Source organism: Gordonia sp. GONU, assembly GCF_024733855.1.
Lineage (GTDB): Bacteria > Actinomycetota > Actinomycetes > Mycobacteriales > Mycobacteriaceae > Gordonia > Gordonia amicalis.
On sequence record NZ_JANRHB010000046.1, the window covers coordinates 1 to 12,853 of the forward strand.

At 66.0% G+C, this 12,853-nt stretch carries 12 protein-coding genes; 3 read left to right on the forward strand and 9 right to left on the reverse strand.

What is annotated here, in order from left to right; genetic code table 11:
• Positions 1-257: 257 nt before the first annotated feature.
• The 5 genes from NWF34_RS23700 to NWF34_RS23720 all read right to left on the reverse strand — a co-directional run bounded on the left by NWF34_RS23700 (position 258) and on the right by NWF34_RS23720 (position 4,589).
• Positions 258-776, reverse strand: a complete 519-nt coding sequence (locus NWF34_RS23700) for an OsmC family protein (RefSeq protein ID WP_258326259.1) — start codon at positions 774-776, stop codon at positions 258-260.
• Between the two features lie 133 nt (positions 777-909).
• Entirely contained in the window at positions 910-1,350 is a 441-nt protein-coding gene (locus tag NWF34_RS23705; RefSeq protein ID WP_258326260.1) for a PASTA domain-containing protein, read from the reverse strand.
• 203 nt (positions 1,351-1,553) lie between these two features.
• Positions 1,554-2,375, reverse strand: coding sequence for a universal stress protein (locus NWF34_RS23710; protein ID WP_258326261.1), 822 nt, complete (start codon positions 2,373-2,375; stop codon positions 1,554-1,556).
• Entirely contained in the window at positions 2,372-3,976 is a 1,605-nt protein-coding gene (locus NWF34_RS23715) for an MDR family MFS transporter (protein ID WP_258326262.1), read from the reverse strand. Before NWF34_RS23715 ends, NWF34_RS23710 begins: the two co-directional genes overlap by 4 nt.
• Before the next feature lie 388 nt (positions 3,977-4,364).
• On the reverse strand, positions 4,365-4,589 hold the full coding sequence (locus tag NWF34_RS23720; RefSeq protein WP_258326263.1) for an amphi-Trp domain-containing protein: 225 nt from the start codon (positions 4,587-4,589) through the stop codon (positions 4,365-4,367).
• A 125-nt stretch (positions 4,590-4,714) separates the two neighbouring features.
• On the opposite strand from NWF34_RS23720, the gene NWF34_RS23725 reads away from it, so the two are divergent.
• Complete coding sequence (locus NWF34_RS23725; RefSeq protein ID WP_258326264.1) at positions 4,715-6,307, forward strand: alkaline phosphatase; 1,593 nt, start codon at positions 4,715-4,717, stop codon at positions 6,305-6,307.
• 29 nt (positions 6,308-6,336) lie between these two features.
• On the opposite strand, the gene NWF34_RS23730 is transcribed toward NWF34_RS23725, so the two are convergent.
• Entirely contained in the window at positions 6,337-6,663 is a 327-nt protein-coding gene (locus NWF34_RS23730) for a WXG100 family type VII secretion target (RefSeq protein ID WP_258326265.1), read from the reverse strand.
• 138 nt (positions 6,664-6,801) lie between these two features.
• Here NWF34_RS23730 and NWF34_RS23735 point away from each other — a divergent pair, with 138 nt between their 5' ends.
• Both NWF34_RS23735 and NWF34_RS23740 read left to right on the forward strand, forming a co-directional pair.
• Positions 6,802-7,389 (forward strand): LppA family lipoprotein, encoded by a 588-nt coding sequence (locus tag NWF34_RS23735; protein WP_258326266.1) that lies wholly within the window; start codon positions 6,802-6,804, stop codon positions 7,387-7,389.
• 5 nt (positions 7,390-7,394) lie between these two features.
• On the forward strand, positions 7,395-9,077 hold the full coding sequence (locus NWF34_RS23740; RefSeq protein WP_258326267.1) for an alpha/beta hydrolase family protein: 1,683 nt from the start codon (positions 7,395-7,397) through the stop codon (positions 9,075-9,077).
• A gap of 3 nt (positions 9,078-9,080) precedes the next feature.
• Here NWF34_RS23740 and NWF34_RS23745 read toward each other — a convergent pair whose 3' ends face one another.
• From NWF34_RS23745 to NWF34_RS23755, 3 genes are all read right to left on the reverse strand, one after another.
• On the reverse strand, positions 9,081-10,868 hold the full coding sequence (locus NWF34_RS23745) for a penicillin-binding transpeptidase domain-containing protein (protein ID WP_258326268.1): 1,788 nt from the start codon (positions 10,866-10,868) through the stop codon (positions 9,081-9,083).
• 89 nt (positions 10,869-10,957) lie between these two features.
• The gene (locus tag NWF34_RS23750) at positions 10,958-11,887 is read right to left on the reverse strand and encodes a serine hydrolase (protein WP_258326269.1); all 930 of its coding nucleotides are present in this window, start codon (positions 11,885-11,887) and stop codon (positions 10,958-10,960) included.
• Positions 11,884-12,765, reverse strand: coding sequence for a LysR family transcriptional regulator (locus NWF34_RS23755; RefSeq protein ID WP_258326270.1), 882 nt, complete (start codon positions 12,763-12,765; stop codon positions 11,884-11,886). The genes NWF34_RS23750 and NWF34_RS23755 overlap by 4 nt, the downstream gene beginning before the upstream one ends.
• Between the last annotated feature and the right edge of the window lie 88 nt (positions 12,766-12,853).

Sequence of the window (12,853 nt, forward strand, 5' to 3'; positions counted from 1 at the left end):
CCGCCGTCGTCGTCCCAGCGTGCACCGCCCGCGCAGTCGCGTCGGCATCAACCTGCACCACGAGCACAACCAGATCGCACTAAACACGAACTAGTGACTCAACACAGGTTGACACCCACCGCAAGCGCGACAAGGAGCAACGTGATCACCGGTAGTGCAGCGTCCGGCAAGAAGCGGTCGACAAGCGCGCCGAAGTGCACTCGCCGACCGACTTTCAGGTCCCGGCCGGTCGACCGCGGGACCGGAGGATTCCGAAGTCAGTTCAGGACGATCTCCACCGGAACCGCGCTTTGCAGAGTGTGGCCGACCGGGGAACTCGCCTGGACCTTCGCGTGCAGTTCGTCGAGCTTCTCGCGCGGGGCGTCGGAGTCGATGGTGACGTTCGCGGTGATCGAACTGAATCCGGCGTGCCCCGCGGCGAGCCCGAGGAAGACGTGAAGGTCGATGTCTCCCTTGAGGTCGACACGGAGATCCTTGAGCTCGATCCCGGCGATGGTCGCGTTGGCGGCGTAGCCGACCGCAAGGCAGTTACCGAGTGCGCCGAGAAGCTGTTCGACGGGGTTGGGGGCCGTGTCGCCGCCACCCAGGGCGGCGGGTTCGTCGGACGCCACCGGCGAGAAGTTCCGGATCCTTGCCTCAGAAGCGAACGCGCCGTTCCACTGGACGTGTGCGGCCCAGGTCGTCTGGGCCTTGGCGTCGTCGGTCTGGATGGCTTCGACGAGCTGGCCGACAGCTGCGATGTCGACGTCGTTGAGGCGGGTGGCGGTCTCGGTCATGGTGCTCCTTCGCGAAAGGGGTCCGATCGCGACGAAGCTATCGCGCAGCTGTGCTGGCATCACCAATAGGCGTCATGCTGAGTCGAAGTCTTGGCGGGAGCCGGCAGTGAGAGCATGATTCTTGTTCCTCGAGTCAGCAATCGTTCGGCTCCCCGATCTTCACCGCCGACAAGACGGCGTCGCCTTCGTCGAAAGGCGTTCCTGGACTGGGCGTCTGGCCGACGACAAGCCAATTCCTGTCGACCATCTGTGATCGATTGCGTCCCGTAGCGTCCTCGCTACGGGAAAAGAACACGCCTGCTTCCTGGATCGCGTTCTGGGCATCCTGGAGGTTCATGCACACGACGTTGGGCATGATTGCGACTCGGCTGGAAGCGGGTGCCGGGTTCTCGGAAGCGTCCGTCGAACGTTGCTGGGGTACCGGGGCTTCGGACGTGGTCTCGGTTAGCTCGACTGTCTCCGTCATAGTGGTTGTCGCTGTCGTCTCGGATGCCTCGTCAGGTGCGCTGCACGCGGTGGCGGCGGCGAGCGTGGCGACGGCCGCGAGAGCGACAGTGAGAAGTGTGGCGCGCATTCAGTCCTCGATTTCGGGCGGCTGGATCTCGGTACACCCGAACGCTAGGACCAGCGCGACTCAGCCGTCGATCTATACGCGTAGTTGGTTCGATCAGACGAACCGAAATCTGTTCACGCTCGGTCTATGACGGCTCGGTCCGGCCGGTGCTGCAACATCAGACAGCACAAATGTCCACTCGGTAAACGTGTGATCAGCGTCGGTCAGGGCGCGGAGTGATCGACCACCGCGATGGGGTGACGCGCCGCGTGGTGGGCGGCGCGGGTCACCGAGGTGGTCCAGACCGGGAAGGCGGTACCGGCGCGCGGTCGGGTGATCACCAGGAGTGACGCCTGCGGCACGGCTTCGGCGAGTGATCGGTGGGGATCGCCGTTGACGAGCTGAACGGCGACGGGGCAGTCGGGGTACTGCCGCCGCCACGGGTCCAGGAGGGCATCGGCGCGCGCGTACGCATCGGAGATCTGTTCTGGCGCAGCGTCGTCGGGTATCGCACAGATGATGGTCACCTGCTGGCCGATGTCCCGTGCGCGCTCGAAGGCGGTCTTGATGGCCTCATCCGACGGCGCGTCGACGTCGACGGCCACGACGACCGGGCCGTCGAAGCACACATTGCCGAAAGGCACGGTGACGACGGGGCATTTCGACCGTGCGGTGAGGATCGCACTGACGCTTCCAGAGGTGAGTCGTTCCAGCCAGTTCGCCCGGTGGTGTCCCAGGACCAGCAGGTCCACGTGCTCCGACACCTGCAGCAGCAGCGGGACCGGGAGCTCCGGTCTGACGAGCGTGTCCACCCGTAGCTGCGGATGGTCGGCGCGAAGCGAGTTCGCGACCGCGTCCGCCCGTGCGAGAGCGGCATCGCGGATGTTCTCGATGTCGAACTCGGCCAGGCTCTGTGCGGCGCCCGCGGGAGCGTATCCGTGGACGAGCAGCAGCCGCCCGCCGCGACGGACGGCAGCCGCCGCGCCCCATCGTGCGGCGGCTTCCGACTCCTGGCTGTGGTCGAGCCCGACCGCGATCGTCTTCATCGCGGACTCGTGTCCTCGGTGGTCAGCGCGGCCTCGGCGGCCTCGGCCCGGCGCTCCTCATCGCTGCTCATCGTCTTGAGAGCGACCTCCTTGATGAAACAGATGGCGACGAGGCTGAGCGCCGCCATGATTCCGGCGACCAGGAAAATACGGGCCGTGCCGTCACCGTACGCGCCGCGGACGATATCGGCGATCGGGCCGGGCAACTCGTTCAGGTTCGACAAGCCGGCCTGCGAGCCACCGGTCTGCCCAGCGTTGATGCCGACTGCATTGAGCCCCTTCGCGATGAGGTCGGTGACGTGGCTGGACAGGACCGCACCCAGCACCGACACACCCGACGCGCCGCCGAGCGAACGGAAGAACGTGACGGTCGAGGTGGCCGCACCCAGGTTCGCGGGGCTGACATTGTTCTGGACCGCCAGCACCAGGTTCTGCATCGTCATACCCATACCGACGCCGAGGACGAACAGGTACACACCCAGGATCCTCATGTCGGTGTGCGCGTCGATCGTGGCCAGCAGTCCGAAGCCGACCGTCATCAGCGCCGCACCGGCGACGAGGTAGACCTTCCAGCGTCCGAAACGGGTGATCATCTGTCCGGAGATGGTCGCCGAGACCATCGAGCCGATGATCATCGGGAGTGTGAGCAGGCCCGCCGCGGTCGGCGAGTAGCCGCGGGCGACCTGGAAGTACTGACCCAGGAACACCGCACCACCGAAGAGCGCGACACCGACGGCGATGCTCGCCAGCGTGGCCAGCGTCGTCGTGCGATCGCGGAACAGATGCAACGGGATGATGGGGCTGCTCACCCGTGACTCGACGAACACCGCGGCCGCCAGCAGCACCAGCCCCAGCGCGACGAGTCCGTAGGACGTCGCCGACGCCCAGTCGAAGCTCTTCCCGGCGAGGGTCACCCAGATCAGCAGAATGCTGACACCAGCGGCGATGAGGAGAGCGCCGCCGTAGTCGATGCTGACCTTCTTGCGGATCACGGGCAGGTTCAGCGTGCGCTGGATGACCAGCAGTGCGACGACGGCAAGCGGCACACAGACGTAGAAGGTCCAGCGCCAGCCGAGCCAACTGGTGTCGACTATGACCCCGCCGATCAGCGGACCTGCGACCGTGGCGACCGACATCACCGCGGCCATCGGACCCTGGTAGCGACCGCGCTCACGCGGGCTGAACATGGTTGCCACCACGATGACGACCAACGCCTGCAAACCGCCGAGGCCCAGACCCTGGATGACGCGGAACCCGATGAGCATGTCGACGGACTGCGAGGTCCCGGCAAGGATCGACCCGATGGTGAACAGTGCCAGTGACATCTGGACCAGCAGCTTCTTGCTCACCAGATCCGCGAACTTGCCCCAGATCGGGGTGGTGGCGGTCGACGCCAGGAGGGTCGCGACGACCACCCAGGTGTACTGGTCCTGTGTGCCGTGTAGATCGGTGATGATCGTCGGCAGGGCGTTGGAGACGATGGTCGAGGACAGGAAAGCGACGAACATGCCCAGCAGGAGGCCGACGAGTGCCTCGATGCGTTGCCGATGCGTCATCGGGATGTCCTCGACCTCCACCGGTCCGGCGGCGGGTGCGCTCATACTTCGATACCTCCGCGGTACGCGTCCGCGTGCTGACGGCGATGCTCGCGCACATGGACGGCAAATTGTTGAAAGCTACAACTAAAGACTGACGTGAAGGTTGTAACACTCAACTATCCGGGAATGTTCCGGCTGTGGTCGACGCCTCAGTTGCGAGGGCGGGGCGGGCACGGGATCGGCGGGAGACACCGCCGAGGACTGGATCGAAACCGACCACGAGTTCGTCGCCGCGATGGGATGGGGTGGAGCATCCTTGCCGCTGTCGCGACGAAAGACAGAGGACCGCCGGATTCCTATTCGCTGCAAGACCCCGGACGCTGCCGCATGCATCGTGAAGACGAGGCAGCATCGGGCCCCGCACGCAAGCGCTGACGGTCGCTGAGCATGCCTACCAGGAGATCTCGATCTCGATCTCGGACTCCTTCTCGCCGCGCTCGAACTCGACCTTCAGTGTGACCTGCGGCGGGATGTCGATGCGCACTGTCTTGTTCTTCTGGACAAAGGACACCTCGTTGTGGCGTGCGATCGCGTCGGCGAGGTCGTGGAGGCGCTTCGCCGCCTCCTCGCGGGTCAGAGTGGTCTTGGTTTCGTGTTCGAACAGTTCATCACCCATGTGTTCATCTGAGTCGATGGGAGCAGGACGGTCAAGTGGCTCGCGGCGGCACCCACACGGGATGGTCATCTGGACGTCACACGGGGTTCGCCGGCGCGTCGAACTGACTCGCGAACGTGAGACGAGTGACCTCAGCCTCCCGACTCGTCCACCCGTCCCGTCGTACGATCCTGCGCACCGTGGGCGCCGGTGCCCTCCTCGTGCCGGTCGGGGCGGTGGCCGCTGCATGCGGTTCCTCCGGGTCGGGACAGGGCTCGACGAGCCTCGTGCGCCCGCGTCCGACGCTCACCCACGGTGTTGCCACCGGCGAGGTCGCCAGCACCGGAGCCCTTGTGTGGGCGCGATCGGACCGACCGGCGACGATGATCGTCGAGACCGCATCGTCGGAGACCTTCGCCAACGCCCGCAAGGTCCGCGGACCGCGACTGACACCGGCGACCGACGGAACCGGTCGTGTGCGCATCGCCGGTCTCGAACCCGGTCAGGCCGTTCACTATCGGGTGATCCTGGAAGGCGAGGACGGCGCGCTCGGCGAACCCGTCGGCGGGGTCTTCACCACCGCCCCGGTCGCGGCGCGTGACATCACGTTCCAATGGTCGGGCGATGTCGCCGGACAGGGGTGGGGGATCAACCCGGACCTGGGCGGTATGCCGATCTTCGCCACCATGGCAGACCGCAACCCGCACTTCTTCATCCACTCCGGCGACGCGATCTATGCCGACGGGCCGATCACGGCGACCCAGGAACAGAACAACGGCGAGATCTACCGGAACGTGACCAGTCCGGCGAAAGATCAAGTCGCGCAGACGGTTGACCAGTTCCGCGGTAACTACGCCTACAACCTGACCGACGAACACTTCCGTCGTTTCGTGGGATCGGTAACTCAGCTCGTCCAGTGGGACGACCACGAAGTCGTCAACAACTGGTTTCCCGGCGAGAACCTCGCCGGGCAGAAGCGCGACGGGTACACCGAGATGAACGTGGATGTGTTCGCGCGCAACGGCCGCCGGGCCTGGCAGGAATGGCAGCCCGTCGACGAGGCGACGTCGAAAAGGCTGTACCGCAAGGTCTCATATGGTCCGTTGCTCGATGTCTTCCTCCTCGACATGCGTACGTACAAAGATCCCAACCCTGGTGCATGGTCGAGGGACAACGTCGACGGGGTGCTCGGCGCCGAACAGACGCAGTGGCTCATCGACGGGCTCAACGGGTCGACGGCGACATGGAAGGTCGTCGCCAACGACCTACCGCTCAGCATCGTCGTAGCCGACAAGAACACGACCCCGCCGGGCGGCCCGAAAGCGATGGAAGCGGTCGGGCAGGGTGATGGTGGCGATCCGCTCGGTCGGGAGATCGCGTTCTCGCGAATCCTGTCGCAGACCAAGGGCGTGTCCGGCGTCGTGTACCTGACTGCTGATGTCCACTACACCGCCGCGATCTCGTATGAACCTGATCGGGCGAGCTTCAAGGATTTCGCACCCTTCTGGGAGTTCGTCGCCGGACCGCTGCACGCCGGAGCGTTCCCGGCGAGCCCCCTCGATGGGACGTTCGGTGCGAAGTACGAATTCGTGCACGCGCCCGACGAGGAAAACGTGTCACCGGCGGAGGGTTACCAGCACTTCGGTGAGGTGTCGATCGACGGGAAGTCGAAGATCATGAGCGTCGAACTCGTCGATGCAGCGGGAAAGGTGCTGTACCGGAAGGAATTGACGGCCTGAAGCGCCCGGTTCCCGCCGAGGCGTCGAGCTCAGAGATTCAGATGCGGTCCCGGCCGACCGGGACCGGCGATCCGGCGGCCACTCTCGTGATCGGCACGCTCGTAGGCTGCCGCGGCCGCCCTGCTCGTCTGTTCGATGTCGCCGAGTTTCTGTGACAGGGCTCGGGTGAAACGCTCCGCGCGGTCGACGAACTCGTCGAAACCCGACGATGCGCGCGTCGCCCAACCCGCGCCGCAGCCGGCGAGCGTGGAGTCGACGTTCCGCAGCTGAGCGCCGGAGAGATCGGCCGTCATCGAGATGGTTCGCGCGGCCGACCAGAGGACCTCAGGGTCCACCTCAACCCGATCGGTAGACATACGACTCCTCACCACGAGACTGTATTGTGACGTGACTGCAGCGAATTCTACCCGGCTATCGGCTGGGAGCAGCTGCCGGTGGGGACTTCCTGACGCGGGATCGGGGGCGTGATGCGTGGGCGACGTACTTCGGCGATCGTGGCTGCAGTGTTGCTGCTCTCCGGTTGTTCGGCGGTGAACGAGGCGACGTTCGATCCGACGGATGAGGTGTCGTCCGATCGGACTGCCGAGTTGAATCGTGGGCTACGCAGTATGCCGAGCCTCGAGGTGACGCTCGAGGAGTACCGCGAGTTGAGACGAAGGCTCGCACGGGAAATCGAGGCGATCGCTCCGGGAGTGCGCTTTGTCCCGAAAGCAGACCCGGCGGACCGCTTCCCCGACGACCGTGGGTTGTGCTCGGGGGAGTGGTTGAGGACCGACGGCGAGACGGTGTACCTCGACAACTGGACTTCTGCGGTGCCGATCGACGACGAGGCCTGGCCTGCGGCGTCGGACCTGGTACGTGCTGCGTCGGGGAAACTCGGCGTCGGTCACGAATCATCGCTCAAGAGTTCGCCCGGCAATCGCGAGGTCCGATTCACCAACTCGCAGAACGCTTCCGTCGAGCTGCTGTCGTGGAAGGCCGCGGTGATTTCGATCAGGACACCGTGTCGACTGGCGGACGGGCCGGCCGTCCCGACCCCACCCGGCGCGGACGAAGGGGCATCGTCGGCGGGTGAAGGCTGATTGCGATGGACCTGACCACCATTGACAATTGGAACACCGGTGCGCTGGACACCATGGCGGATTCACTCGGCAAGCGCGTGACGACGGTGGGCGAGGTGGAGGAAGCACTCCGGACTGCGGGGCAACTGCCGGGCTGGTACGGGGGCGGAGCAGACTCCGCGCGACAGCTCTACGCGGTCACCGCTGACGACCTCCGCGACGAAGCGGCCGTCCTCGGTGCGGCTCACCAACTCGCGATCGAGACCTCCTCGGCCGTCAACCACCTGAAGGGCCGGTTGGCCGCCCTGCGTGCGCAGGCCGCAGGTGCTCAGATGACCATCCGCGACGACGGCAGCGTGACCGCGGCGGCGACACCCGACCCGGAGGACGACGACACACGTGAGGCGGTACGAAAGTCGTTGGAGACGGCTGCGAAGGCGCTGATCGTCCAGGAGGCTGACATCGACGGCGACGCGGAGCGGGTGTTCGACGCCATCCGGGACGGCAGGATCACCGCGAACGGCGCGGGCAGCGTCGACGAGGCGATGAGAGCCGGCGTCGAACAGGGTGGACTGACGCCGCTGGAACCTCCTGCGGACAAGAGTGCCTACGAGGTGAAGGCATACTGGGACGCCTTGTCCCCCGAACAGCAGCGCCAGCTCCTCGTGGATCGGCCAGAACTGTTGGGCAATGTCGACGGAATCCCGTCCGCGGTGAGACACGAAGCCAATGTCGCGCAGCTGGCTCCCGTTCTCAAACAACTCCAGGATCGTCGGGACCAGCTGAAGGAGCAGATCGAGTTCTGGGGACTGTTCACCAACGAAGACGCCGAACTCGAACAGGTCGAGAAGAAAATCAAAGACGTCGAGAAGCTACAACAGTTGATCAGCTCCAACCGATGGGCGCCGGACAACCCCGACGGACGAATGCTGCTCGTCATGGACATGTTCTCCGGAGAGCAGGGCAAAGCAGCGATCTCGCTCGGCAATCCTGATGACGCAGAGCATGTGTCGGTGACGACGCCGGGACTCGACACCAGTATTCGCAACAGTTTCGAACCGATGCTCGGAGAATCCGAGGAGCTTCGTCGAGTGGCCATCGCGCAGCTGGACGGCGCGGGTCGTGGTGGGGAGAAGGTGGCCACCATCTCCTGGCTCGGCTACGAACCCCCGGACAAGGACAGCAGCCGCCCGATGGGGGTCTCGTACCTCGAGGTCATCCAGCAGGACCGTGCCAGTGCAGGCGCTCCCGACCTCGCCGACTTCTACCGGGCAATCGATGCGACATCGACGAAAGACGATCCGCATATCGTCGCGCTCGGACATTCCTATGGGTCTCTCACGCAGGGTTTGGCTTTGCAGGCGGAGGGGGGCCACCCGGTCGACGACGCAGTCTTCTACGGATCACCGGGGTTCGAGGCCGACGACGAACCAGAACTCGGTCTCGAGGACGGCCACGGTTACGTCATGATGGGTACGAGCGACTTCATCGACGACTTCGGCTCGAAGGGAGACGTCGGCCCCAACGGGCCTGCGCCGACCTCCACGAAACTAGAGCAACTCGACGTGAACGGCAGAGTGACCCAGGACGGCGTCGAACGAGAGGGCGCTTACATACATTCCGACTATCCGCGGAACGGGGCGAACGGCGAACTGCGGGTTTCGGGTTACCTGATGGCTCGGCTTCTCGCCGGCCTGACCCCGGAGTGAGGCCTAGCGTCGTAAGGGACGCAGGAACTCGCCGCTGACCGCGACAGCAGGCGCCGACGACCCGCCGCCCACGACGAGCGTCGCGAAGGCGAGATCACCGACGATGCCGGCGAACCAGCCGTGTGGATTCTTGTTGTCGCCGTACTCGGCGGTGCCGGTCTTTCCGCCGAGGTCAGGGATGTCCTGCAACGCGGTGGCGGTACCGCGGGTCACGATGTCGCGCATCATGCTTCGCAGTGCACGGACCACGTCGTCGGGAATCTGTTCGGGTTCGGTGTCGCCGGTGGTGCGCTGTCCCTCGACCAGCGTGGGCGTGACGGTCTCACCCCGCGCGAGACTCGCCTCGGCCAGCGCCAGACCGAACGGGCTCACGGTCACCGTGCCCTGACCGATTCCGTTCTCCACGCGCAGAGCAGGGGTGTCGGCCACGGGCACTCGTCCGGTGACGGTGGTCAGGCCCGGGACCGTGTAGTCGGCGCCGATGCCGAATCGGCGGGCCATCGTGGTCAACCCGTCGGCGGGGAGTCTGTTCGCGAGAGCTCCCATGGTCGTGTTGCACGAGCGGGAGAAAGCTGTTGGCAGGGCGACGGTTCCCAGGTCGAAGTCGTCCTCGTTGGGGATGGTTCGTCCCTCGATCGTCGTGCGCCCGGGACAGGGAACCTGCGACGTCGGCTGCACCACCCCGGTGGCCAATGCCGCTGCGGTGGTGATGGTCTTGAAGGTCGATCCCGGCGGGTACAAGCCGGTGAGGGAGACCGCGCCGGACCTGTCGGCGGCGTCGTTCTGGGCGACGGCGACGATCCCGCCGGTCGACGGGGAGATGGCGACGATCATCGCGGGACGTCGTTCACCGTCGACGGCGCGTTGTGCCCGGGTCTGGATGTCTCGGTCGATCGAGGTGCGTATCGGCGGCGTGGTGCCCGGTTGCGCGGAGTCCACGAGATGCGTTGGGGTGCCGTTCTTGTCGACGATCTGGATCGACCAGCCGGCCGTGGCGTCGATCGCGCCACGCCAGATGTCCTCGAGTCCCGACATCGCGGGCGAATGGAGGTCCTTGGTGGCGCTGAGGAGCGCACCTTGCTCGGTGGTCGTCACGCCGGCGGTCGACTCGACGCTGCGCCGGACACGTTCGATATCTGCTTCACGCAGCCTGATCACGGTCTGACGCGGGGCGTTGTTGCCGTCGAAGAGCTTGCGGATCCCGGCCGCCGTCATCGACGGTTCGACCGGCCGCAGCGCACGGGCCAGCGGCTCGGCCGAAGCGAGTTGTGCCCGTTCGAGACTGATCAACGTCACCGGTTGCCACGTCATCAGCGGGCGCGCATTGGTATCGAGAACCGGCGTGCGGTAGGCGCGGTCGTCGCTGTACGAGAAGGACTGTCCCGCGCGGAGTTGCCGGTGCATGACCGATGGTTGCCACCGGACGCGCCAGCCCGCATCCGTCTCGGCGAGAACGACCGACGTCTGATAGGCCGTGGTGGTGTTCCGAATCTGCCACTGATGGTCGAGCGTTCCGGTGACCTTCTTGTCGTCGACGAGGTCGGCGACGACCGACAGTTTCGGGGTGGAGCCCATACCGTCGAAGATCGACCGGATCGTCGTGCGAGCCGACGTCGGGTCGTCGGTGAGCCCGGCGGCCGCGTCGACATCTCCTCGCTGCAGTGCGTCCGCGAACGACTGCAACGTGTCCTCCGGCGAGTCCCCGAACGAGAACCTCTCGGACAAGAAACACCCCGACAACGTGCCGACCAGCACCGCGAGAACACTCAGGATCACCAACAACCGACGCATGTGGCCAGACAACCGACCCGAGCCTCCCCACGCAAGGTCACGACGCGCGATGGCGCCATAGCGAAACGCTATCGGGGCAGGTTGCCCCGCTACTCGGCGGGAGTGCGGAGCTCCGTGACGACCGTCCGGGCGACCTCACCGATTGCCCGGTCCACGTGCGGCAGTGCGGGCTCCGACCGTGCACTCGACGTGAAGACCGCGACGGCGACCGGCAATTCACCGGGGAACTCGACGACGCCGATCTCGTTGCGGATCGCGACCAGGGTGCCCGTCTTGCCCGCAACGGTGACCCGTCGGAACGGGAATCCCGACGCGAGGCGCGAGGTGAACACTTGACGACGCATGGTGTCCCTGATGAACGCACACATCCCGTTCGACGCCGCGCGGTCGGTCCAGACCGCGGACAGCAGCGTCGTGCAGTCCCGCGGCGTGGACGAACTCGAGTAAGCGGCGTCGTAAGCGCTGACTGACGTCTCGCTGTCCGGATCGGCGAGCGCGGCGAAAGCCTCTGCCACCGTGCTCGTCCCGGTCTCGCGCTGGAGTCGTTCATGCAGTTCCGCGACACCGCCGACGATCCGCGTGTTCGTCACACCGAGCGTTGCGAGGTCCTCGCGTACGCGGTCGATCCCGATCTCGTCGAGGATGACGTCGGCGGCGACATTGTCGGAGACGGTCATCATCGACGTGGCGAGGTCTCGTCGGCTCATGGTCACTGGATCGCGCAGCGTCGCTAGACCCGTCGGACCCTCTGCCCACTGTGTCGGATCGACGGTCACCGGCGAGGTCAGATCGATCTCACCGCGATCGGCACTGCGGCACAACGAGATCAGTACGGCGAGCTTGTATACCGACGCCAGGACCACCGGAGCGTCGGCGTCGAAGGAGTATCCGATCCGCGGGGAACCGATCGTCGTCGCATGTATCCAGCCGGAACAGCCGGCGTCGGCGAGGATCTCCGTGACGTCGCGGTCGACCCGTTCTTGCACGTGTGGGGGAAGCTCACCCGGGTCGATGGTCACCCGGTCGCCTTGCTGGTCTTCCACAGTGCCGCCGTTGTCACGTCTGCGACCTCGGCGAGCGCGGATTCCCGGTAGACGACGCGGAGTCGCAGCGCCGTGGCGTCGCGCCCGATGGGGAGACACCGAACGCCGTCGAGCGATGCGAGACGTTCTGCGTCAACGGTCAGGCCGAAGGCTCCGCCACCGGCGACCGCGGCCACCAGGTGCTCGGAGGACGAGACCGCCAGAACGTGTGGATCGAGCCCGGACTCGCGGAGGCGGTCGATCAGCTGGTCATGAGCCGGCGGATTCGCGGCGCGCGGCGGGTGGCAGAAGTCCAGCCCCGCAAGGTGGCGCAACCGGGGACGTGCTGCGGTGGTGACCGAATGGCCGGTCGGCACGACGACGTGGCGTCGGAACACGACGACCGGACCGGTGGTGAGAGTGCCGGTGACGCAGGGTGCGTCGACGATGGCCAGGTCGAGCGTGCCCGCCGACACCTGCTCGGTCAGACTCACCGCCGCGGCACTCACCATCTCCTGACCGGACGACACGTCGCCGAGGCGTTGTGCGACAGCGGCGACGGCCGCGCTCCCCGCGAGAGGTACTGCACCCCAACGCAGTACCTCTGAGCCGTCGTGAAGGCGTCGCGCTTCGCCCAGGAACCGCGCCGCGTCGTCGATGAGGAGTCGGGCCCGGGGCAACAGGTCGCGACCGGCGTCGGTGAGTTCCGCACCGCGGGAGGTGCGCCGGATGAGCTGAACCCCGAGTTCCCTCTCCAGGCGGCGCAGCCCCTGCGACACCGGTGGCTGCGTCATCTCCAACCGGGCGGCCGCGTCGCCGAAGTGGCCCTCCTCGGCGACGGCGACGAAGAACCGCAGGTGCCTGACGAGATCCACGGTTCCCAGAATGGCACGTCATCCTCGCCTGCTCCCACAAACCCACCACGGATGGACAAACCCACCAGGTCGCGGGGTGGTGGATAGG

What these genes read in the sequence shown, in the direction of transcription:
- NWF34_RS23700 (WP_258326259.1), bottom strand. Translation starts at nt 776, where the DNA reads ATGACCGAGACCGCCACCCGCCTCAACGACGTCGACATCGCAGCTGTC.
- NWF34_RS23705 (WP_258326260.1), bottom strand. Translation starts at nt 1,350, where the DNA reads ATGCGCGCCACACTTCTCACTGTCGCTCTCGCGGCCGTCGCCACGCTC.
- NWF34_RS23710 (WP_258326261.1), bottom strand. Translation starts at nt 2,375, where the DNA reads ATGAAGACGATCGCGGTCGGGCTCGACCACAGCCAGGAGTCGGAAGCC.
- NWF34_RS23715 (WP_258326262.1), bottom strand. Translation starts at nt 3,976, where the DNA reads ATGAGCGCACCCGCCGCCGGACCGGTGGAGGTCGAGGACATCCCGATG.
- NWF34_RS23720 (WP_258326263.1), bottom strand. Translation starts at nt 4,589, where the DNA reads ATGGGTGATGAACTGTTCGAACACGAAACCAAGACCACTCTGACCCGC.
- NWF34_RS23730 (WP_258326265.1), bottom strand. Translation starts at nt 6,663, where the DNA reads ATGTCTACCGATCGGGTTGAGGTGGACCCTGAGGTCCTCTGGTCGGCC.
- NWF34_RS23740 (WP_258326267.1), top strand. Translation starts at nt 7,395, where the DNA reads ATGGACCTGACCACCATTGACAATTGGAACACCGGTGCGCTGGACACC.
- NWF34_RS23745 (WP_258326268.1), bottom strand. Translation starts at nt 10,868, where the DNA reads ATGCGTCGGTTGTTGGTGATCCTGAGTGTTCTCGCGGTGCTGGTCGGC.